Genomic DNA, 21,832 nt, shown 5'->3' with positions numbered 1-21,832 from the left:
GGCGGTGTCCGCGAGGGGTGGGGACGCGGCATCAAAGCCACGTAAAGATTGCCGGAACCCGGCAATGACGCCCCGAGCCGGGGACTGCCAGAATCCGACGCACCGGAGGTCAGCGACGGGGCGAGAGGGGGACAGCACGCATGGCCTGGTTTCTCGGACTGGGCAGCGCGGGGGTCGTGCTGCTCGCCCTGTCGCTGGTCTTCGACGGCGTGCTCGACGGCGTGCTCGACGGTGCGCCGGACGGCGTCCTCGACGGGTGGCTGTCGCTGCCGGTCGTCGCCGGATTCCTGGCGATGACGGGTTTCACCGGCGCGATCGTGCTCGGCGCCGGCTGGTCCGGCCCCGGGGGCGCCACCGCGGCCGGGGTGCTCGCCGGCGCGGGCACGGGCTGGGCGGCGTACCGGCTCAGCCGGGCGCTGATGCGGGACCGTACCGCCGTCGCACCGGCCGTGGAGCAGTTGCTGGGCACCCCCGGCAAGGTGGTCACCGCCATCCCCGCCGACGGGTTCGGCGAGGTCCTGCTGCACCTCGGCGGCCAGCCCCTCAAGTGCGCGGCGCGCAGCGCGGAGCCGCTGGCCCGCGGCACCCGCGTCTGGGTGGAGGCGACCCCGACCGCGACGTCGGTGCTCGTCCGCCCGGTGGACGACTGACCACCACCCCTTCCTACCCACCCTTTCCGCGAAACGGGGGCACAGCCATGAGTCCTGTCCTGTTCGCGGCGCTCGGAGTCGTCGTACTCCTGGTGCTGCTGGCACTGGTCGTCGTCAGCCGGTACAAGGTGGCCGGGCCGAGCGAGGCGTTCATCGTCACCGGCCGGCGCGGCAAGAAGGCCACCGATCCGGAGACCGGCCGGATCTTCACCGACAACAGCGGCCAGAAGGTCGTGGTCGGCGGCGGCGTCTTCGTGGTGCCGTTCGTGCAGCAGAAGTTCACCCTCGACCTGTCCTCCCGGCACATCCCGGTCGCCGTGCGCGGCGCGGTGACACTGCGCGGCGTCAAGGCCCATCTGGAGGGCGTCGCCATCGTCAAGGTGGGCGGCACGGAGGACGCGATCCGGGCCGCGGCGCAGCGGTTCCTGATGCAGCAGGACGGCATCGTCGGCTTCACCCAGGAGGTGCTGTCCGGCGCGCTGCGGGCGATCGTCGGCCGGATGTCGGTGGAGGACGTCATCCGTGACCGCGCCGCCTTCGCGGGACAGGTGGCGGAGGAGGCGGAGGCCAGCCTCTCCGGCCAGGGCCTGGTCCTGGACGCCTTCCAGATCCAGGACATCACCACCGAGGGCTCCTACCTGGAGGACCTCGGCCGCCCCGAGGCCGCGCGGGCCAAGCAGGAGGCCGACATCGCCGAGGCGGTCGCCCGGCGCGCGGCCGAGCAGGCCCGGCTGAAGGCCGAGGAGGAGATCGCGGTCGCCCAGCGCACCCTGTACCTGCGCCAGGCCGAGATCAAGGCCGAGACCGACCAGGCCGCGGCCCGCGCCAACGCGGCCGGCCCGCTCGCCGAGGCGGCCCGGCAGCAGGACATCCTCGCCGAGCAGGAGAAGGTCGCCGAGCGCCAGGCCGCCCTGAAGGACCGCCAGTTGGACACCGAGGTCCGCAAGCCGGCCGACGCCGCGCGGTACGAGGCCGAGCAGGAGGCCGAGGCCCGCCGGGTGTCCCGGGTGAAGCAGGCCGAGGCCGAGCGCGCCGCCGAGATCGCCGCCGCCCAGGCCGAGGCCGAGCGGGCCCGGCTGACCGGTGAGGGCGAGAAGCAGCGCCGCGGCGCGCTGGCCGAGGCGCAGGCCATCGAGGGGCTCAAGCAGGGCGAGGCCGAGCGGTCCCGGCGCGCGGCGATCGCGGAGGCGGTCCGGCTGGAGGGCGAGGCGGAGGCCGCGGCGATCGGCGCGAAGGGCGCGGCCGAGGCCGAGGCGATGCACAAGAAGGCGGACGCCTTCGAGCGGTACGGTGACGCGGCGGTGCTGCAGATGCTGGTGGAGGTGCTGCCACAGGTGGTGGCCAAGGCGTCGGAGCCGCTCTCCGCCGTGGACAAGATGACCGTGATCTCCACGGACGGCGCGAGCAGCCTCTCCCGTACGGTCGCCGACAATGTCGCCCAGGGCGTGGAACTCCTCGGCGCCACCACGGGCGTCGACCTCGCCGGCCTCCTGAAGAACCTCACCGCCGGGAAGACGGCACCGGAGCGGCCCGGCGCCGACGGCAAGGTCGAGATCACCGGCTGACGACCCCCCGCGCCCACCCCCGCCTACGCTGGTACGACACGGAAGAGGCATGCACGGAGCACGGTGGGGGTGGACGGGTGTGACGGACGACCGATCCGATGCGCAGCCGGACCCGGCGGCCTACCTGGAGGGATACGCGGCGCTCCTCGCGGACGCCGCCCCGACCGGCCGCCGGCTGACCCGGGCCGAACTGGACACCCGCCGCGAGCTGGGCAGACGCGCGGCGGAGGCCGGTGTCAAACTGCGCGCCCTGGTCGTCGCCCACCTCACCGCCACCCGCGCCGGCTGGCCGGCCGGGCCCGGCGTCACGCCCGACAGCGTGCTGGCCGCCGCCACCCAGGCGGTGGACGCGCTCGCCGAGGGGTACGAGCGGGCGCAGCGGCTGGCCGTCCGCCAGGAGGAGGCGGCCCGCCGGGAGTTCATCGACGACCTGCTCTACGGCCGCAGCGACCTGGGCCGCCTCGCCCAGCGCGCCGAGCGGTACGGTCTGCGGCTCGCCTACGAGCACGCGGTCGCCGTGGCGCGCGGCGCCGTGGCCTACGACGACGGCGACCCCGTCCCCCGGGAAGTGGAGACCGCGCTGATCGGCCGCTTCGGCGACCGCCGCATCCTCCTCACCACGAAGGACGGGCGCCTGGTCTGCGTGGCCCCGGGCGACCAGCAGGAGATCCTCACCTTCTTCGCCAAGCTGGCCCACGCCGCCACCGACGGCGGCCAGGTCGCCGTCGGCCGCGCCCAGCCCGGCGCGGCCGGCGTCGTCCAGTCCTACGAGGAAGCCCTGAACGCTCTCGACCTGGCCGAACGCCTCGAACTGGACGACCCGGTGCTGCGCGCCGCCGACCTCCTCGTCTACCCGGTGCTCACCCGCGACCGGCAGGCCATGGCCGACCTGGTGAAGAACACCCTCAGCCCGCTGCGCGAGGCCCGCGGCGGCGCCCAGCCCCTGCTGGACACCCTCACCGCGTACTTCGACTCCGGCTGCGTGGCGGCGGAGGCGGCCCGCCGCCTCTCCCTGAGCGTGCGCGCCCTCACCTACCGCCTCGACCGCATCCACCGCATCACCGGCGCCGACCCCGCCGACCCCGTCCACCGCTACACCCTCCAGACCGCGGTGATCGGCGCCCGGCTGCTGGGCTGGCCGTCGACCCCTCTGTGAAGCCGACCCCTCTGTGAAGCCGACCCCTCTGTGAAGCCGAACCCTCTGTGAAGCCGAACCCTCTGTGAAGCCGACCCCTCTGTGAAGCCGACCCCTCTGTGAAGCCGACCCCTCTGTGAAGCCGACCCCTCTGTGAAGCCGACCCCTCTGTGAACAGGAGAAAGAGCACCATGGCGAAGAAACCGGTCCGCGCGGCGGTCGGCGACATCTGGATCACCTGCCAGGTCTGCGGCAGCGAGCGCTTCCGCGACCGTTCCGTCCTCCTCAACAGCTCCGGCATGGAGTTCATGAAGATGGCCTGGGCCAACGAGTCGGCGACCGGCCTGATCTGCTGGCAGTGCGGCTACGTCCACCTGTTCGCGAACCGGGACGTGAAGCTGTACGAGACGGACGAGCGGTAGCCGGACGCACGGCACGCGGACGAGCGGCACGCGGACGGGCGGCATGCGGACGAGCCGTCACCGGAACCGAACCGTCCGCCTCCCGGTCACGTCCTTCCCGCCAAGCGGTACCTCGACGGGAGGTGCCCATGGGAAAGGAGCACCGGAAGGTGTCTGCGAGATACGGAACGAGACGGGCCGGCCGACGCACCGGCGGTCTGCTGACCGGCGGTCTGCTGACGGCGGCGCTGGTGGGTCTGACGGGCTGCTCGGACGGTACGGACTCCACGGAGGCCGACGACAAGCCGACGGCGAGCAGCGCGTCCACCGCGCGGCCGACGCCCACGCCGACGGCGGCACAGGACACCTCCGCCGCGCAGTCCTCGCCCGAGGAAGCGGTCGCCGCCTGGGTCACCGCGGTCGTCAAGGGCGATGCCGAGCAGGCGTGCCTGTTGATGGCGGAGGCCGGCACCGGTTCGTCCCCCGCGGTGATCGGCAGCGCGGAGACCTGCGCGGACGACTCGGCGCAGGGCAAGCAGATCAAGCAGAGCGTCGGCCAGTTCAAGGAGTCCTTCACCCCCGACCCGCCCACGGCCGACCCGAAGGTGGAGGTCACCGAGGCCACGCCCACCGGCGACAAGGCGACCTACCCGGCCGACAAGATATCCATCGACGGCCAGACCCTCGCGGACGTCATCGTCTCGAACTCCACGGGCCTGAAACCGGACCAGCTGAACGTCTCGGTCGAATCCTCGAAACTGAACGACGCCTGGTACGTGACCAACATGGACTTCGACATCGGCTGACCCCGCCCGCGGTGCCCGGCCGGTGCGATGCGCCCGCCGGCACCGCGTAACGTTCGCACCCTGTGAGGCGCTGGACCAGGGGGGGACAGCGGGAGCAGGGCCCTGCCTCTTCTCTCCTGGTCTCGTGTCGTCACGTCTCGTCCGATCCTTTCCGTCAGCCCTTTCTGTTTCTCTGTCCTTTCTGTTTCTGTCCTTTCTGTTTCTTGCCGTCAGCCTTGCTGACGGCGTGGGGGGTATCCCGTCGTGAGTCGTCGTTCGTCGCACGCCTACAGACCGCTGAGCCTGAGGCGAAGAGCCTGGGTGTCGCTCGGCGCGGTGATATTGGGGGGCGGCGGTGTGGCCACCTACGCCGCCGCCAGCCCGTCGTCCGGCCATGGTCCCGAGGCCCGCGCCAAGCGGCCGGTACGGGTCTACGACCTGGCACTGGAGAACGCCGGGAGCGACAAGCGCCGGCTGCCGCGCACCGAGACCAAGCAGTTCTCGCTGCTCGGTGTCTCCTGGCAGGACGCCGACCGGCAACTGGACGGCACGGTCCAGGTGCGTACCCGCGACGCCGGGACGGGGGAGTGGACCGGCTGGCGGGACCTGGAGGCGGGCGTCGATCCGCTGGAGGTCCCCGAGGCGGACTCCGAGGAGCGCGGCGCCACCGAACCGCTGTGGACCGGCCCGTCCGACGGTGTCGAGGTCCAGGTCGTCCATGCGGACGGCACCACGGCCGCCGGCCTCCCCAAGGGCCTTCAGGTCAACCTGGTCGACCCCGGCGTGGTGACCACGGCGGAGACGAAGCTCGACCCGGCCGCCTTCGTGACGGCGGAGACGCCGACGCCCACGCCCGGCACGTCCACCGAGCCCACCGGGTCCCCGGCTCCCGCCACCCCCACGGCTCCCGCCACCCCCACGGCTCCCGCCACCCCCACGGCTCCCCCCTCCTCCGTCCCCCAGCCGCCGGTTGTCGCACGGGCCGGCTGGGGCGCCGACGAGGCGATGAGCCCCGAGGCGCCGGAGTACAACCCGGACGTGAAGGCGGTCTTCGTCCACCACTCGGCCGGCACCAACGACTACTCCTGCGCCGAGTCCCCCGCCCTCGTCCGGGGCATCTACGCGTACCACGTGCAGACCAACGGCTGGAAAGACCTCGGCTACAACTTCCTGGTCGACAAGTGCGGCACGGTCTTCGAAGGCCGCAAGGGCGGCATCGACCAGCCCGTGCTCGGCGCGCACACCTACGGCTGGAACCGCGAGTCCGCCGGCATCGCGGTGCTCGGCGACCACACCTCCACCGGTGCCTCCCAGGCCGCGCTGACCTCGGTCGCGCGGGTGGCGGCGTGGAAGCTCGGCCAGTACGGCGCCGACCCGGCCGGCACGGTCCAGCTCACCGCGGGCGCGACGCAGGACAACTACTTCGGCACCAGCTACACCGCGGGCACGGCGTACGAGTTCGACCGCGTCTCCGCGCACCGCGACGGCTTCAACTCCGAGTGCCCAGGGAACTCCCTGTACGCCCAGCTGCCGAGCATCCGCACCCTGGCCGCCGGTCCCGTGCAGGGCCTGAAGGTGACCTCGCTCGACGGCACGGGCCTGTCCGGCACCACGTACTACACCAAGGGGAAGGTCACCGCCCGCTGGTCGGCCACCACTCCCACCAGCCTCATCAAGGAATTCCGGGTCCTCGTCGACGGCAAGACGGCCGCCACCGCCGCACCCACCGCGACCTCCCAGAGCGTCACCCTCGCCGCGGGCGCCCACACCGTCGCCGTACGCGCCGTGCACCAGTCCGGCAGGAGCGCCACCACGGCCGCCCTCAAGGTCGTCACGGACACCACCGCGCCGACCTTCAGCACCGCGCCGAAGCTGTCGCTGCGCACCGGCACCGTGAACACCACGGCCGTCCCGGTCACCCTCGCCTGGAAGTCCGCCGACGACGCGGCGCTGCGCCGGACACAGCTGCTGTCCCCGACGACGGCCACGTTCGGCCCGACCACCACCTCCTCCCAGCGCACCGCCAAGTCCGGCACCGCCTCCACCTGGTCGATGCGCGCCTCCGACTGGGCCGGCAACACCCGGACCTCCTCGCCCTCCTTCACCCCGGTGATCCTCCAGGAGAGCAAGGCCACCAAGTCCGGCAGCTGGAGCACTCGTTCGTCCGGTGAGTATCTGGGCGGGAAGTCGTACTCCAGCGCCTCCAAGGGCGCGAGCCTGTCCTGGACCTTCACCGGGCGCTCCGCGTCCTGGGTGGTCTCCCGCGCCTCGGGCTCGGGCCAGGCGTACGTCTACGTCGACGGCAAGAAGACCGCGACCGTCGACCTGAAGTCCAGCACCACCAAGTACCGCCAGGCCATCTGGACCAAGTCCTGGTCGAGCAGCGCCAAGCACACCGTCAAGATCGTCGTCGTCGGCACCTCCGGCCGCCCCACGATCACCACCGACGGCCTGGTCCACCTCAAGTGACTCCCGCTCCCGTACGCCGGCCAGGGGCCTGACCCGCACCGCGGGCCGGGCCCCTCCTGGTGAAGGGGGACGTCGGCCGGCCGCCCGGACCCGGCCATGGCCGCCCCCGAACTGCCCGGGTCCTCCCGCGCTCGCACCGGAGGGCTCTGCGCCGGTCAGGTCCAGCACGCACATCCGCCGGGCGGTGTCGCCGCTGAGCCGGCCGACGGCGGCCGTGCCGGTGGCTGATCCGGGCTCCGGCGCGGCGCCGCGTCATCTGACGCGGGCGGTGACCATGAGGTAGCCGAGATTCTCATAGGCTTCTGCCACTTGTCCGACGAGCCGAGCCATCCGCTCGACGGTGCCGCTCCCGAGGGCGGCGGCCAGTTCCTGCCGGTGGTCGTCGAAGACCTCCTGGGTTCGCCGGCCGCCGTGCCGGACGTGGGGACTGATGTCCGTCACGTCCCGTACTTCGAGGCCGGCGGCCACGAGAAGCTCCAGCAACCGCTGCCGGGTGGTGAGGTGTACGGAGGGCACGTCGTCCATCCAGTTCCGTCTCTCCGCGGCGGCGGCCGAAGGGGCGGTCATGTCCACCAGGGCGAGGAGCCCGTCCGGCCGCAGGCATCGTGCCGCTTCCGCGAACGCCGCCTGCTTGCCGTCCTCGGCCGTGTCGGGCACATGGGAGACCACCTCGATCATGAGGGCACGGTCGAAGGAACGGTCGGGGAAGGGCAGCTTCGTGGCGTCCGAGTGGTGGAACGAGATCCGGTCGGCGGCGACCGAGCCGGCGGCCTGGCACCGGCCGAGTTCGAGCATGTCGCGGCTGGCGTCCACCCCCGCCACGCGGCACCCGGTCTCCTCGGCCAGCAACACCGCGGGCTGGCCCGTTCCGCACCCGATGTCGAGGAGATGGTGACCCGGTCCCAGCCCGAGCTGCCGCCCGGCCAGCCGGACGAGGCGGTCGGCGGCGTCGGCGATCGTGGCTGTGTCTCCGGCGCCGGTGTAGTACCCCGCGTGCATCGCCCGGGTGCCCCGCAGGCCGACGAACGCGTCGGCCCACCTCGCGTAATGGTGGCTGACGGTGGGATTCCTGTCCGGTGACGACATGGTGGCCCCGTCAGTTCGAGGCCGGCCGCGGACGACGGTCCGGAAGCCGGGCCGACCACCGGACGCGGGCGCGGCCGTAGCCGAGGGCGAAGCCGGCGCAGGCGCGGGCCCCCCACGTCAGTCTGGCCCGCCTCCGGGGGGCGAACAGGTCGTACTCGGCGCCGACCGTGCGCCGCAGGGTGTGCAGCGTCAGGCGTACGTACTGGCGGGGCAGTTCCCGTGCGACGGGGTCGGCCGTCCGCCACCAGCCGTCGGCCTGTTCGAGGTACCGGTACGCCCGGTCGGCCTCGAAGCGCACGAGGTCACGCACCGGTCCCGGCATCCGCCACTCCCGGACAGCCCTGGCGAGGTCGTCGCGGTCGAGCCCGAAGGCCCGTAGGTCCTCCACCGGCAGGCAGAGCCGGCCGGCTGTCAGGTCCTCCGCGAGGTCCTGGAGGTTGTCGGTCAGGGCCAGGCCGAAGATGGCGGCAGCGGCCTTCTCCCGGGCCACCTCGCTGGTGTGGGCGCGGCGGCCCAGCAGCGCGTTGATCCAGTGGATGTACGGGACTCCGGTGCCGCGGATGTACTGGTCGAGGTCGGCGAACGTGGGGTACTCGGTGGCCTCCGCGTCGCCGGCCATGGTGTCCAGGAGCCGCCGGACCGACTCGGGGGGAACGTCCCAGACCCGCGTGAAGTGCGCGAAGGCACGGGCGAGGTGCCGGCCGACGGTGTCCTCGGGGGAGCGCGGACCGTCCCATCGGTCGGGGTCACCGGTTTCCAGGAGCGCGAGGACGGCTCGCGAGTAGTCCTGATAGCGCCGGCGGCGGTCGGCGACGGGAACCCGGGGGTCGTCGATGAGCTTGTCCGCGTAGATGGTGAACGCCTGGACGGCGTCGCAGTAGGGACGCCGGTCGGGCGGCAGGAGCATCCGAGGCATGGCGTAGACCACGGCGCCGCGGCGGCGCATGAAGGCGGTACAGGCGGCGAAGTCCGCACGGAGACCGGTCTGGTCGATGGCCGCGGTCATGACCCGGTCCGCACCATGGTCCAGGTGTCGTACAGCGTGTGGGGGCCGGACGGGTCGGAGGAGTAGTTGTCGTGGGCCCGGGGGTCGGTGAAACCGTGCTCGGCGGCCAGGCGGAGGACGGTGGCGTGGGGCAGCGGGTAGTAGCGATGCAGGTCACGGGTGCGGATGAAGGCAGGCTCACCGTCGACCGCCCGTGAGGCCGGGCTGAACTGGGTGTACGACATGTCGACGAACGGGGCCTCGGCGGGCTTGGTGAAGGTCCAGATGTACGAGATGTCGTCCAGTTCCAGGGCCATGACCCGGGGCGCTGACGGGTCGAAGAACTTGGCGTAGAAACCCTGGCCGAAGACGTCGAAGGTGAAGGTGCCCCCGGCCGGCAGCAGTCGGGCGACGGCGCCGAACGTCGCGGAGATCTGTGACTCCGACAGGTAGTTGAGCCCTCCCGCGGCGCTCACGACGGCGTCGAACTCTCCCGCCGGGGCGGGGATGTCCGGCAGTTCCGCACGGATCAGAGTCGTCTTCCCGCCCATCCGGGCCCGTGCCTGTTCCAGCATCGCCGCTGACCGGTCGAGACCGGTGACGACGTATCCGCGGCGAGCCAGCTCGGCCAGCATCAGGCCGGTGCCGCAGCAGATCTCCAGCACGGTTCGCACCGGCCGGTCCTGGGACTGCCAGAAGGTCTGCAGGAAATCACCCACGCGGTCCCGTGGGGATTCCTGCTGCTGGTCGATGGCCCACTGGGCCAGCCGGTCGTAGGACTCCGCGAGATTGCCGTAGGGGTCGGGGGTGACCGTCTGGGAACTCACGTCGGCTGCTCCTTTGCTGGTCCGCTCGGCCGCGGGCGGCGCGGATCTGGTCGTGGCGTGCGAAGCGGGTGCGCGATGACGGGACCGGGCGCGGACGGCCAGGGGCCTCGTCTGTGCGGGGTGGAGGTTCTCGGGCGGGGCGGCATCCCCGCGTCGTCGCGGGGTCACGTGTCGGGGACCGCCCGCTGCGCCGCGGGCCCGGCCGGGGGAGCGACGGGTCTCACTAGCGCGTAGCCCTGCTGGGGCCCGGGCTTGAGCACCGTGCGCCCGGAGAAGACCAACTCGGCCAGAGGCAGCGGGCGGTGGTAGAAGCACAGGGACGAAGGGACATCGAAGATGTCGGCCGAGGCGATGAAGAACGGGAGTTCCGCGAGCAGGTAACGCATGGCCTGCTCGACCGCCTCGGCGGTCGGCTCGCTGCCGGGGCGCCGCGCCCTCAGTACCACACGGCTGGCTTCGCGGCAGGTGACCCTCAGCGTCTCGTCCTCGCGCAGGGCCTTTTCACACGCCGCGCGAGCGGTCCGGTAACGCGAGCGGTCCACCAGGTCCGACATCAGGTGCAGCCCGTCGCACGGACGCGGACCGCCGAGCGCCTGCCAGGCTCGTACGACACGGTTGCGCACCGCGTTGACCTCCGCCAGCGCCTTGCGGGCCGCGCGGCCGGGGGGATAGCCGAGGGAGGTGAACGTGGTGCTCAGTTCCACGTCCGGGACGACGATGTCGAGGCGCGCGAACTCCCGGCTCAACCAGCGGATCAGGTCGGTGAGCAGCGGAACCTTGAAGAAGCTGTTCCCGGGACTCACGCCGAGCACCACGTGTTCACGTCTCTGGCAGACGGAATAGCAATTCTCGGTCATCGGCTCGATGGAGAATTCCATGTGTGCGGGCACGCTGCAATAGGTACCCGGCCCGAGCCCGTTCGGCACGTACCGCACACCCCTCTTGCGGGTGAATCGTCATGCCCTGGAAAGGAGGATCGGGAAATCCGAAAATGGTCTCGACCGAGGAAATGAAAAACCGTCCCCGTCACCATGGGGGCGAGCGTGGCCAGAGTGCAGTATTTCACATCTGCGCCAAGAGTGATGAAAGGGGAGAAGAATCTCTCCTTTGAATGTCATGGCCTGTGTTCAGTGGCACGTCGGCCGCCCGGCGAGCTGGTCGACGTCGACTCCAACCGCCGTGTGGGCTCGCACCGGAGGCCGCGGGCGCGGCACCTCGAACACCACTGCCCGACTCGCGTCGGCCGCGCGCTTCTCACCCTCTGGGCTCAAATCAGGCCGCACGGCGGAACAGGGCAATGGGTGCTTGACGCGAGTGCCGAAGTGACGCAGGGCAGACCTGTCAAAGTCTCACACGAAATCTCGGGCACGCCGGGAAAACACCACTACCGCAGTCACCCGCCCCTCCCAAGGCCCGTAACAGGATATGGGAGAGAAGTCCTGATACTCCAGCCGCAGACCGTGATCCCGAGGGTGAGCGGTGCCTCTCCGCCTACCCGAGTTCACCGAGACGGAGGGCGTTCTCGATCTCGCCGAGCTTCGCGGAGGACAGGACGCCCGCCCGCTCGATCAGGTCGTCCTGGGACACGGTGGTCAGCCACGTGCAGGGGGTGAAGCCCGGGCGCGGGAGCGCGAACCGCAGCACGCCCTCGAAGGGCAGTCCTTCCATGGCACCTACGCGCACTTCGACGCCCAGACCGCTGATGTCGACGCCCGCAGGAGTGACGACCTGCATCGCCCGAATCCTGGACGCGTCGTCTGCCGCCAGCAGTACGACCAGCCGCCGCTCGTCGAACTCCACCCACCAGACCTCGCCACGTTGCACACGTCCTCCTGACTCAGGGACGGCAGGCGGAACTGCGCGACCCTGACGCGTTGTGGAGACGGGCGCGGTCACCGTTGATCATCGTGCGTTGTGTGCACCGACGAAGAGACGGCGGCCGCGGGTCACAGCCTAGAACCCACCCGTTGGCGGGACGCGTTCGAGGCCCTGAAGGGCCGGATCGCGGGGCGCTTTCGCCCGGGCCGAACCCCGGCGCGGCGCGGCGCGGTCGGTGCTCGGTCTATTGGCCGGCCTGCCGCGCGAGAACTGCTGGACCATCGCCGAGAGGGCTGGCGAGACCGCTCCGGACGGCATGCGGCACCCGTTGGGCAGGGCCGAGCGGGATGCCGATCAGGTCCGCGACGACGTGTGCGGCCACGTGGTGGAGCACCCGCACGACAACCGGGCGGTGCTGGTCGTCGACGAGACCGGCGATGTGAAGAAGGGCCCTGGCACGGTCGGCGTCCGGCGCCGACACACCGCTACCACCGGCCGGGTCGAGAACTCTCAGGTCGCCGTCTCCCTGGTTACGCAGGCAAGCGCGGCCACACCGCAGTCGACCGGGAACGACCCCGGCCGCTGCCGCGCCGCGGGCCTCGCCGAGGAGAACCACCTTCACCACCGAGCCGGAGCCGGCACTCGTACGGCCGCCCGGTTTCTGGACGCCGGCCACCAGGCCGCACGGGTAGCCGGCGACGAGGTCCACGGCGGCACCGGGGGGCCGTGCGGACATCTTGGCCAAGAAGGTGCCCGAGCGGCCTGGCAGAGGCTCTCCGCAGGGGCCGGAACCAAGGGGCCACCGCGTCACAACCGGGCAGTCATCGGCTTCCCCGGTCCCCGCCCGGTGAGTCGTCAGCTACCGGTCCGCCGACACCGCAGCACAGCCGAACTCGCCTACTATCGCTGCTGCTCGCCCGCATCCGTGCCGCTGACCGTGCTGGTCGGAGTCGCCGGATCAAGGTGGCGGGTGGAGGAGTCCTTCCAGTCGGACAAGGGCCTGGCCGCACTCGACGAGCACCAGGTTCGCCGCTGTACCTCCTGGTCCTCGCTGGAGCACCCTCGCCATGCTCGCGCACGCTCTCCTCGCCGTCGCACGCGCGGACGAGCACACCCGCCCCGCACCCGAAGCCCTCATCCAGCTCACCCGCAACGAGATCCAGCGCCTGTTCGCCACCCTCGTCGTCCGACCCCAGCCACTACCGACGACAAGCCATCCGCCCTGTCGGCGCGCACCGGAGCGGTGATCACGCAGATGGACACGCACACGGAACAGGTGAGGCTCCTGCTCTTGAGAGCAGGAGCCTCACCTGGTGTTTCAGCTGTCGGGGTGGCGGGATTTGAACCCACGACCTCTTCGTCCCGAATGAGGTCCGGTGGGTGAGCCTGCCAGCCTCGCTCGCGTTTCCGCAGGTCAGATGGGTGGGCTCGGTTGGTGTCGCGCGCCCTGGCAGGGGATCGGGGAACGGGTCGGCTCCCGGATGGCTCCCAGCACCTGCACTCCTACCCTGAGCATTTGTCACGTGTCCCGGGGTGTCCTTACGCCAGACCCGACAAGTCGTTCACCAGAAGGTCAAGGGTGACCTCTTCATGGAGCGCTACCCCAAGAGCGGTCATCGCAGGAGCGAGGCCCGGGTCCCAGGCCGCGCTGACAGGCTGGCCGTCGAGCGGCAACTGAGGGATCCCCTCCGCCTGGCTTCGAGCGGCCAGGTGCTCGTAGTCCTCGGCGCAGATGCGCCATGGCTGGGCTCCGTAACGGCGGATGATCCGGTTCGCCAGCGCGATGCCCGGCCAGTCGAAATCGCCGTGGTACGCGAAGCGGCAGCCGGTGGTGGCGAGAGCGTCGAGGAGTGTGAGGACCACGGTGGCGGCGCTGCCGGACGTACACACCAAGGGCCGGACGCAAGCAGCGTCCGCCGCAGCTTCCACCACGCGCGGATTCTCACAGATGTGGACCACTTCTCCGGCAGGTAGTCGCAGCTGGAGGTCGTGCAGATCGCGCGGCGTGAGATGAGCTTCGGCGTGATGGTCGGCGCGCTGCCTCAGGGCCTGCTCCCGCCAGCCCCCACCGACGGGCCGCAGCCCGTACGTCAGCACGGTGCTGGAGACCTCGTCCGGTGTGACGGACACCAGACGCCACAGTGCGCGTCGGCCGGCCGCGTCGCCGGGAAACTCGGTGCCGTGGGCGAGGGCGATGCCGCGTTGGACGAGGCGTGCGAGCCAGGTGCCGTCGTCCAGGCCGTGTGCAGAACCGGTCGCCAGGGCGGCGAGTTCTCCTCGGCCTCGGGTGCCACCCCGTTGCCGGCCGAGCAGTACGGTGAGGACCTGCACTGCCTGCTGAAGCGTGCGTATCGCCGTTTCAGGTGTCACTCCTCTCGGTACGCCGGTGCGGCGCAGCAGGTCGTACCACTGCCCGGTCCAGTCCTGTCCGGCGAGTGGAGAGGCGTCCAGCGCCGAGGCGAGCGACGACCAGACGTGCTCGCGCCGTGCCGCGATACCCGCGCGGACGGCACGGCGGTCGGTGAGCGGAGGGCCCAGTTCCTCCAGCACCTCTCTGAGACCGAGTCCGGCCGCCGAGGCGCGCAGCCGCGTGTCGAGGGCGTCGAGGCGCACAGTTACGGCAGCACCTGTGACGGGTTTGCCCAGCAGGAGCGACAGGTCGTCGCGTTCCTGGGTGCTCACCGAGGTCAGCCGGAGGGAGCCGGTGGCCTGCACGCCGTTGCTTTCCAGGCGCTTGCGTACGGCTTCCCAGAGCCGGGTGAGGCCGGGACCGGCCAGCCAGTCCCGTGTCGCCGTGGGCAGCTTGCTCATACGGACACCAGACGCCGGTGCCGGCCGTTCCAGGTGTAGTGCAGGGTGGCCACTCCGCGCACATGAGGATCGCGGAGGCACTCGTAGATGTGGAGGGACGGCACCTCCGGCCAGTTGCCCATGAGCCGTTCGCTGGTGAGGACGAAGTCGAGATCGAGATCGACGAGGATGCGTCCCAGCCGCCCGTGGGTGGGTTCGTCGACCTTGGCGAAGGCGTCGTCGAGCAGGATGAGCCGCGGGGCGTGGGGTGCCGACTCGGCGAGGCTGGTGAAGTGGGCGGCGGCTGCGGCGAAGAGCACGAGGTAGGAGAGCACTCGCTGCTCGCCCTGGCTGAGCCCGGTGCGGCCGGTCAGTTTCCGCCGCCGTCCCGGAGCGGCGTCCTCGACCACGAAAGTGTGGAAGCGGAACCAGTCGCGGTAGTCGAGAGCGGTCCGCAGGTGGGCGGCGTAACCGGCTGAGGGATCGGCCCGCCGGGCGTCCTCGATCCGGCGTTGCAGCACCTCGCGGAGCTGCTCGGTCTGCTCACGCGTGCGCAGGCTCGACGGACTGCGCAGCAGGTCCACGGCCGCCCGCACGTCCGCGTCGACGTCCTCGTCCAGCTTCCACAGCAGTTCCACGCCGAGACCGTGTGAGGTGCGTACGGTGCGCAGGGTGTCGTTGAGTGCCGCGACCAGGTTCGCCGCGGTGATGACCTGGGCCGAGAGATGGTCGCCGAGCTCGCCGGTCAGGAACCGCTGGAACACCTCGCGTTCGCGTTCTGTGAGCCGTCCCCGGGCCTCTGCCGCCTGGACGGCGATTCGCTCGCCCACGGCCGCTACGTCGTGGGAGCCGTGGTCGTCGATCAGGCGGCATACCTTGATTCCGTCGCGTTCGTCCAGTTGCGCGTCGTAACCGCCGGCCAGCTGGTCGCGCAGGTCGGTGTGCCGGTTGAGCAGGGTGTTGTCCGACACCTCGGCCTTCGGGCGGCCGAGGGCCTGCTGTACCGCGTCGGCCAGTGTCTGCAGCGCGCGCAGCCGGCTGCGGACGTTCAAGCCGGGATCATCCGCCGTGTCCTCGGGCAGTGCGGACCGGTCCAGCCCGGCGCCATGCACCACCTCTGGCCGGCCGAGTGCGCTGCGAAGGGCGCCGCCGGTCGCGATGACCGCCGTCTCCTGCGCGGTCAGGGCCTCGCGCAGGCGCTTCTCCTCCTCTTCCGCGCGCACGCGCCGGTCGTGCAGATCGTTCCGGATACGTTGTGCCGCCGGAACGGCCCGGGCGGTGTGCGCGATGCGCCGTCTTGTTTCCTGCTCGCGGGCGAGGATCTCTTCTTCGGTCGCCCCGATGGCCTCCTCGCGGGTGCGCAGGTCCTGTTGTGCGGTACGCAGCCCGGTGAGGCGGAGCCGGTAGTTCTCCTCCGTGGCCAGGCGTTCTTCACGGGCGTGTTCGTATCGCTCGGCATCGGTGTGATGGGTGCCGAGCCGCTCGCCCGTGCTGCCGATCGCTCGGCGAAGATGCCCGATGCCGGTGAGAAGGGCGGCCAGCGCGGTGCGTACGCGTTCCAGCTCGGCGGGGTCGCTGCGCAGGTCATAAGCGGTGGCGGTGGCGTCCGCCTCGGTGCGTGCGGCTACGGCGAGGGCGCGGGCCTCCTCGGCCAGCCGCGCCGCGCTGGTGGCCTTGGCGGTCAGGTCACGCAGCGTCCTCTCGTCCGACTCGGCTCTGCTCCAGGCGTCGGCGAGACCGCGTGCCCGGGGGAAGTCCTGTTCCGCGAACCTGAGAGCCCGGCGCCGGGCGTCGGCCTCGGTGAGTTCGTGACGGGCGTCGGTCAGCCGCTGCTCTGTCCGCGTGAGCTGCTCCTCCAGCTCGGCCAGGATGCGCCGCCGGGTCTCGGCGCGTACGGCGGCTCCCACGTACTCGGCGTCACTTTTGTGGTGCCGGCCGCTGAGGATGCCCAGACGCCAGCTTCCGTCATAGTGCACCGCGTCATGTGCAGTCGTTTCCTCGGCCGGTGCGACCGCGATGGTGGTCAGCAGGTGCTCCACCTGCTCGGACGCGACCCCGCACCCCGGTTGTGGTGCCGGGCGCAGGGCCGAGGCGAGGGTCGGCCCGTCCGGCGCCGCGGAACCGGGACGCAGCAGAGTGTCACGGGTGCCGGAATTGACAAGGGCGCCGTCCGCGCTGACCCACGCGTCCAGGATTCCGCTGGCTTCCAGCGCTGCTTCCAGACCGGCCCGGTACGCGGGGCTCAGCCCATCCTTGAAGTCCACCAGCCGGTAGAAGGGCGCCCCGTTGCCTGGTGTCCTTTCGGCAACGCGGTGGTAGGGGACCGGCGGCTCGGGATCAGTACGTCGCTCCCAGTCACGCTTCTGACTCGCCAGACGACCGAGTTCCTCATCGAGCCGGCCGACGGTGAGGGCGAGGGCGTCGCGGCGTCCGGTGAGTTCCTCGCCGTACGGCTCCAGTGCGGCATGGGCGGCCTGCCATGCCTGGCCGTCGATGTCGGGCGGGAGCGTCCGGTCCGCGAACGGGGCACCGGCGAAGCTTTCGCAGGTGACCACTGCGTGGACGGCGTCCAGCGGCGGGCAGCCGGACCCGACGGCGGCCCGCGTGCGTGTGACCCACTCGGCGACCCAGCGGGCATAGGCACCGCTCTCCTCGGCGACCTTCTCGCGGCCGGCGTCGAGACGGTCGGCGGCCTCTTCCGCCTCGCTCTCCAGCCGTTCCCGCTCGGTGTCGGCCTGTTCCGCCCGGCTTCGGGCCTTCTCGGCCTGCGCTGTGAGGCGCGTCACCTCCTGGACCATCCGGGTCCGGTTCTTCACGACCGCCTCGGCGTTTTCCAACTGCCCCTGCCAGGAGAACAGTCCGTCGTGCACCGCCGCCGTGTCCACACGGACGACCGACCGGTGCTGCACCATGTGCGTCTCCCCATCCGGAGCGGTCAGCTCCGCCTCGCCGGCCTGGGAGCAGACCGTGCGGGGCAGGGCGACTGCCTCGCCGAGATGGCCGGTGGGAAGCCCGGCCTTCTCCGCCTGCGTCAGCAGTTCCTTGCGTTCGGTGCTCAGTTCGGCGAGTCGGCCGCCGAGGTGTTCGGCACCGTCGGCCAGCCGCTCAGCCGCGCCGTCCTCTGCGCTGTGTGCGTTGCTGAGGGCGGTGAAGGCGGCCACTGCGGCGGTGTGCAGTGCCTCGACCGCGGTGCGGCGTTCCGACAGTTCACGCAGGCTGCGGTAGGCGTGGCTGGCGTGCAGGGCGGCGAGGTCGGTCCGGGCGGCTTCTTCCTCGTCGCGCAGGGTCTCCAGCCGGGCTTCCGCCGCCTCTTCCTGCGTCATCAGCTCGCTGGTCCGCTGTGCGGCGTCTCCGGCCGCCCGGCGTCGCTGCGCGAGGACCTCCAGCTCCCCACTCACCGCCTGCGCGCGGGTGCGCAGGACTCCGGACAGGTATCCGCGGTAACTGGTGAGGAAGGTTCGCAGCGCCGTATCGGTGCGCTCCAGGCGGCCGAGTTCGTCGCGCACGGCGTCGAGGTCGTGGAGGTTCCGCGCGACCTTCTCGACCACGTCCTCGTCGAGTCCCGGCAGGGTCTCGCTCAGCAGGGAGGCGAGTCCTCCGTGCTCGATGCGGTCCCCGACGGTGGGCCGCCGCAGCCGGTGGAGGAGCTGGGTGAGGTTGCGGTAGCGGGTCGCGTCGGTGATGCCGAACAGTTCCCGGGCCACCCGCGAGCGGTGGACGACCGCGCGGTCGGTGACGTTGTCGGAGCCGACGATCTCTTTGAGCCGGTCGACCGGCAGGGGCCTTCCGCTCTCGACCAGGTGCAGGTCCTCACCGACGCGCAGCGGCGTGACGAAGAACGTCGGCAGCGCCTTCTGCGTCGACTTCGAGGCGCGGATGGCGGCGCCGAGGGTGAGGTGGCGATGGTCGCCGCCGTCGGTCGTGCCCTGGAACTCCACCCACAGGTAGCCGAGACGGTTGGTCTGCTCGAACCCGTCCAGCATCAGCCAGGCGAGAGTGGTCCGGCCGGTGCCCGTCGCGTCCAGCGCCCGTGAGTCGCCGTCCAGCAGATACGGGAGCAGCATTTCCAGGGCCTTGGACTTGCCCGCGCCGTTCTTGCCACGCAGGAGCAGCCGTCCGTCACCGAAGGCGAACTCCTGCTCGTCGTACTGCCACACGTTCTGGATGCCCGCCCGGTGCAGCCGGAAGCGGGTGCCGGCGGTGGTCGTGGGGCCGGACCGCGGCAGCGGGACGAGGCCACGCGCATCGGTGGTCACAACGGCAACTCCTCTTGAACATCAGTGCCCTTGCCGGCTGCGGTGGCCGGGCGCACGGTCACGTGGGTGGCGTAACGTGCCGACGCGGCCAGCAGTACCCAGCCGTCACCGCCGGGACGTACCCCGCGGACATCAGTCACGGTGCGCCCCTCCGGCGCCTCATCGGTGTACCCCTCCGGCAGGCCATAGCCCTCGGCGCGCAGACGGCCGGTCCGGGCCATCAGCCGCATGCGGGCCAGCAGGTCCAGCACGGCCTCCCGCAGGGCAGGGATGTCTTCCAGGTAGTCACGCTGCCAGTTGCTGCGCTGTCCGTACTCGGCGACCAGTTCGGTCAGCAACTCGTCCACGAGGCCGTCCGGGACAGCTGCACCGATGACGAGCGCCCCTCCGGTCGCCGGGTGCCCGGGTTCCTGCGGCCGAAGGCGCTCCACGAGCCGTTCCACCAGCAGGAGCGCGGCCTGCGCGACCGTCCCGGTGCCGGGCAGGTGCAGATCCGTCAGCTCGTCCTCTGGATCCACCAGCGCCACTCCCTCGGCGCGGATCTCCATCTCCAGGCCCAGAAGTTCGGAGAACGCCTGCGCTTCGCGGCGCTGCCGGGTCCGCAACCAGTCGCGTTCGGCGTCAGTCAGCTCGTCCAGGTAGACGACTGGTGTCTCGACGAGCATCCGGCGCACATAGGTGCGGGGTCCGCCGAATCCGGGGTCTGCTGCCCGCCGGACCAGGTCGGCGCCGTCACGGGCCTGGGCGAGCGGGCCGGCGACGACGACGCGGGCCAGCTCGCGGTCCACTGTGATCAGGGCCTCTCCACCCGCATCCTGTGCGAGAGCGGCCACATGACCCTCGGTCTCGATGAGGACGCCCCACTCGACCAGCAGGCGCAGAGCCGCTACCAAGGTCCGTTTCCCCGCCGCCCTGCCTGTCTCCTCCAGCTCGATCTCCGCGTCGGCCGCGGCGGCCCTGATGTCGGCCACCAGCTGCGACAGCAGCAGTTGTTCGGGTGCGGTCACCAGCACGGACAGGGCCAACGCGAGACAGGCGTAGGTGTGCGGGGTGAAGGGGGTGCCGGTGGAGCGCTCCAGCCGGCGGCCCGCGCCTGCTCCCAGCCCCGCCTTGAACAGCCGGGCGTAGGAGCTGTCGACCAGCAGGCGGTAGCCGAGAACCTGCTGGAACCGCTTGCTCAGCCAGTCGGCATGCCTGCGGATCAGTGGGAAGAGGTCGGCGTGCGGGCCGTCCGAGGTGACCAGCGGATGGGCGAGCAGCAGCCGTGCGGCGCTGCGGCGCTCGGCGGCCAGGGCGACGTCGTGTGTCGAGGGGAGGGTCATGACACGCTCACCTCCGCATCGCCGTCGGCCGCGTCGGAGGAGGTACGGCCGACGTCCAGCTCCAGGCCGTCCAGCAGCAGGTCGCCGTCGACCGAGTGCAGGACGCACCGGGCGCCTGCCGTGCGTCGCACGGTGAGCCGGATCCCCAGCTCGGCGTCCTCGCTGTGCGCCTGGTCGAGGTCGAATTCAGTTGCGCCCTTTCCGTCCGTGCCGGCGCGACGCCTCAGCTGCGCGTTCCCGAGTGCGGTGGCGAGCAGCTCCAGGAGCAGACCGAGCGCTGCAGAGGTGAGGCGCACCTCGGCGAACCGGCCTGAGGCGCTGCGCAGTTCGTCCGCCGCCGCTGCCCTGGCCGCGGCTCGCTCACGGGCTGCCTCCCGCAGCCGCCTTTTCTGCGTGGAGTGGTCCTCCACCGCGGACGTCCGGCCCCGTTGGGCGCGGCTGCCCCTTTCCCGCAGGGCCACCGGCACCTCGACCACCGGCCCGGTCCACCAGCTCGTGTACGCGGGCACCACCTCGTCGGTGGCCGGAGGTATGCCCAGATGACGGGCGCCGTACAGCCCGAAGGCGGCGACGGCGATGTCGTGCGCGTCCTGCGGCGCCGCTTCCTCGAACCACCGGGCCAGCCGCAGCAGGTCCTTGCGCCGGGACATCTCCCCGGTGGCTGACCGCAGCATCCGCTTGGCGTTGGCGAGCAGCGACTGCAACGCGCGCAGGGTGGCGTCCCGCAGTTGATCGACCTGGCTGCCCTGCCCATCGGTGTCACTGAACCAGCCGCGCAGGCCCTCCCAGTCCGCGAACTCGCGCCCCCGGCTGCGCTGCACCCGTGTCTCCAGGCGGCCGTCGCTCTGCGGTGACAGGCCGGTGAGCCCTTGTGCGTGGGCGTCCAGCCGGGCGAGCAGATCCGGGATGTGCGGCCACAGCTTTTCCAGTGCCGCCGAGATCCGGGGTGCGCGGAACGCCACGTCTTCAGTGATCGCCTCGACGTAGTCGAGGAGCAGCTCCTTGAAGCCCTGGTACTCGGCGCTGTCCAGGTCGTACCGGGCCAGGACCTGGCCGAGGTAGGCGTAGAAGTCCCGGATGGAATCCGCGAACTCGGTGAACTGCACGAACAGCGTGCTGACCCGCTCCAGTCCGTCCTGCGGTTCGATGCCGCCGGGCGCGGTCACGAGCTCGGCCAGCTCCCTGAGCCCGCGCTCCACCAGGGCGAGCAGCTCGTTGCTCACTTCCCGGGCGGCGTCCGCCTCGGCCAGGACACCGTCGGCGTCCCGCTGGATGCGTTCGCCCAACTTCGACAACTGGTAGCGAGCACGGGACCGCTGGTACTCGCTGATACTGGACGCCTTGACCGTGTGGCTGCTGCGCAGCAGGTTGCCCCACTTCACCAGCCGTTCCAGTCGGTCGGTGAGGGTGTCGGCATAGAGCTCGGCGGCGGGGCCGCCGGCCTGGCGCAGCTTCGCCAGGACATCCGGTGCGGCCAGGTCCGCCAGCAGGGTCCCGCAGAAGACCCGCATGATCGCCAGGTACTCCAGCCGCTCGGGGGCGCTGAGGTAGGTGTAGGCGTCCAGTCGGCGGCGCGCCTCGCTATGGGCGTTTTGCGCGGCCTGATCCTGCGGTCCGGCGTCCCGCGCGGCCCCGGATGCGGGTGGCTCCATGCCTGCGAGGTTACGCGGCGCGTCCGCCTGCTAGCGGCGGGTGGCTGAAAATGTCCCAGTCCTCGCCCGGCCGAGGCTCTGCTCCCCCCTC

General features: G+C 71.3%; 15 protein-coding genes and 1 pseudogene. 7 read left to right on the top strand and 9 right to left on the bottom strand.

Annotated features, from left to right (window positions below):
- Positions 1–140 precede the first annotated feature (140 nt).
- From Sdagh_RS17995 to Sdagh_RS17970, 6 genes are all read left to right on the top strand, one after another.
- A complete protein-coding gene (locus Sdagh_RS17995; protein ID WP_190011459.1) occupies positions 141–650 on the top strand; it encodes an NfeD family protein in 510 nt (169 codons plus the stop codon).
- Positions 651–697: 47 nt separating this feature from the next.
- Positions 698–2,215 (top strand): flotillin family protein, encoded by a 1,518-nt coding sequence (locus tag Sdagh_RS17990; RefSeq protein ID WP_189422115.1) that lies wholly within the window; start codon positions 698–700, stop codon positions 2,213–2,215.
- Between the two features lie 79 nt (positions 2,216–2,294).
- The gene (locus Sdagh_RS17985) at positions 2,295–3,371 is read left to right on the top strand and encodes a PucR family transcriptional regulator (protein ID WP_226535283.1); all 1,077 of its coding nucleotides are present in this window, start codon (positions 2,295–2,297) and stop codon (positions 3,369–3,371) included.
- Positions 3,372–3,541: 170 nt separating this feature from the next.
- On the top strand, positions 3,542–3,772 hold the full coding sequence (locus tag Sdagh_RS17980; protein ID WP_189422113.1) for a hypothetical protein: 231 nt from the start codon (positions 3,542–3,544) through the stop codon (positions 3,770–3,772).
- 149 nt (positions 3,773–3,921) lie between these two features.
- Positions 3,922–4,557: a hypothetical protein gene (locus Sdagh_RS17975; RefSeq protein WP_189425193.1), complete on the top strand. Its 636-nt coding sequence runs from the start codon at positions 3,922–3,924 to the stop codon at positions 4,555–4,557.
- Between the two features lie 282 nt (positions 4,558–4,839).
- Positions 4,840–7,005 (top strand): peptidoglycan recognition protein family protein, encoded by a 2,166-nt coding sequence (locus tag Sdagh_RS17970; protein WP_190077036.1) that lies wholly within the window; start codon positions 4,840–4,842, stop codon positions 7,003–7,005.
- A 252-nt stretch (positions 7,006–7,257) separates the two neighbouring features.
- On the opposite strand, the gene Sdagh_RS17965 is transcribed toward Sdagh_RS17970, so the two are convergent.
- The 5 genes from Sdagh_RS17965 to Sdagh_RS17945 form a co-directional block, all read right to left on the bottom strand.
- Positions 7,258–8,091: an SAM-dependent methyltransferase gene (locus tag Sdagh_RS17965; RefSeq protein WP_189425196.1), complete on the bottom strand. Its 834-nt coding sequence runs from the start codon at positions 8,089–8,091 to the stop codon at positions 7,258–7,260.
- Between the two features lie 10 nt (positions 8,092–8,101).
- Positions 8,102–9,097 carry a squalene/phytoene synthase family protein gene (locus tag Sdagh_RS17960; RefSeq protein ID WP_189425198.1) on the bottom strand — a complete coding sequence of 332 codons (996 nt, stop codon included), beginning with the start codon at positions 9,095–9,097 and terminating at the stop codon, positions 8,102–8,104.
- Entirely contained in the window at positions 9,094–9,903 is an 810-nt protein-coding gene (locus Sdagh_RS17955; RefSeq protein ID WP_190011454.1) for a class I SAM-dependent DNA methyltransferase, read from the bottom strand. Before Sdagh_RS17955 ends, Sdagh_RS17960 begins: the two co-directional genes overlap by 4 nt.
- A gap of 164 nt (positions 9,904–10,067) precedes the next feature.
- The gene (locus Sdagh_RS17950; RefSeq protein WP_189425211.1) at positions 10,068–10,781 is read right to left on the bottom strand and encodes a tRNA-dependent cyclodipeptide synthase; all 714 of its coding nucleotides are present in this window, start codon (positions 10,779–10,781) and stop codon (positions 10,068–10,070) included.
- Positions 10,782–11,394: 613 nt separating this feature from the next.
- Positions 11,395–11,727, bottom strand: coding sequence for a type II toxin-antitoxin system PemK/MazF family toxin (locus tag Sdagh_RS17945; RefSeq protein ID WP_190076986.1), 333 nt, complete (start codon positions 11,725–11,727; stop codon positions 11,395–11,397).
- Positions 11,728–11,892: 165 nt separating this feature from the next.
- Between Sdagh_RS17945 and Sdagh_RS17940 the strand changes: the two are divergent.
- Positions 11,893–12,911, top strand: a pseudogene (locus tag Sdagh_RS17940) (transposase); the annotation flags it as partial.
- A 349-nt stretch (positions 12,912–13,260) separates the two neighbouring features.
- On the opposite strand, the gene Sdagh_RS17935 reads toward Sdagh_RS17940, so the two are convergent.
- Genes Sdagh_RS17935 through Sdagh_RS17920 form a run of 4 tightly spaced genes read right to left on the bottom strand, consistent with a single transcriptional unit; the run spans position 13,261 to position 21,741 of the window.
- Positions 13,261–14,532: a TIGR02679 family protein gene (locus Sdagh_RS17935; protein ID WP_190076985.1), complete on the bottom strand. Its 1,272-nt coding sequence runs from the start codon at positions 14,530–14,532 to the stop codon at positions 13,261–13,263.
- Complete coding sequence (locus tag Sdagh_RS17930; RefSeq protein ID WP_190076984.1) at positions 14,529–18,767, bottom strand: TIGR02680 family protein; 4,239 nt, start codon at positions 18,765–18,767, stop codon at positions 14,529–14,531. The genes Sdagh_RS17935 and Sdagh_RS17930 overlap by 4 nt, the downstream gene beginning before the upstream one ends.
- Positions 18,764–20,089, bottom strand: coding sequence for a TIGR02678 family protein (locus Sdagh_RS17925; protein WP_190076983.1), 1,326 nt, complete (start codon positions 20,087–20,089; stop codon positions 18,764–18,766). Before Sdagh_RS17925 ends, Sdagh_RS17930 begins: the two co-directional genes overlap by 4 nt.
- A complete protein-coding gene (locus tag Sdagh_RS17920) occupies positions 20,086–21,741 on the bottom strand; it encodes a TIGR02677 family protein (protein ID WP_190076982.1) in 1,656 nt (551 codons plus the stop codon). Before Sdagh_RS17920 ends, Sdagh_RS17925 begins: the two co-directional genes overlap by 4 nt.
- Between the last annotated feature and the right edge of the window lie 91 nt (positions 21,742–21,832).

The organism is Streptomyces daghestanicus (assembly GCF_020521275.1).
Classification (GTDB): Bacteria; Actinomycetota; Actinomycetes; order Streptomycetales; family Streptomycetaceae; genus Streptomyces; species Streptomyces griseoviridis.
Note: the sequence above shows the minus strand (reverse complement) of the source record. Positions and strands in the feature narration are given on the sequence as shown.

Coding starts and splice junctions, on each gene's coding strand:
- Sdagh_RS17965 (WP_189425196.1), bottom strand. CDS start 8,091: ATGTCGTCACCGGACAGGAATCCCACCGTCAGCCACCATTACGCGAGG.
- Sdagh_RS17935 (WP_190076985.1), bottom strand. CDS start 14,532: ATGAGCAAGCTGCCCACGGCGACACGGGACTGGCTGGCCGGTCCCGGC.
- Sdagh_RS17990 (WP_189422115.1), top strand. CDS start 698: ATGAGTCCTGTCCTGTTCGCGGCGCTCGGAGTCGTCGTACTCCTGGTG.
- Sdagh_RS17925 (WP_190076983.1), bottom strand. CDS start 20,089: ATGACCCTCCCCTCGACACACGACGTCGCCCTGGCCGCCGAGCGCCGC.
- Sdagh_RS17950 (WP_189425211.1), bottom strand. CDS start 10,781: ATGGAATTCTCCATCGAGCCGATGACCGAGAATTGCTATTCCGTCTGC.
- Sdagh_RS17920 (WP_190076982.1), bottom strand. CDS start 21,741: ATGGAGCCACCCGCATCCGGGGCCGCGCGGGACGCCGGACCGCAGGAT.
- Sdagh_RS17980 (WP_189422113.1), top strand. CDS start 3,542: ATGGCGAAGAAACCGGTCCGCGCGGCGGTCGGCGACATCTGGATCACC.
- Sdagh_RS17960 (WP_189425198.1), bottom strand. CDS start 9,097: ATGACCGCGGCCATCGACCAGACCGGTCTCCGTGCGGACTTCGCCGCC.
- Sdagh_RS17995 (WP_190011459.1), top strand. CDS start 141: ATGGCCTGGTTTCTCGGACTGGGCAGCGCGGGGGTCGTGCTGCTCGCC.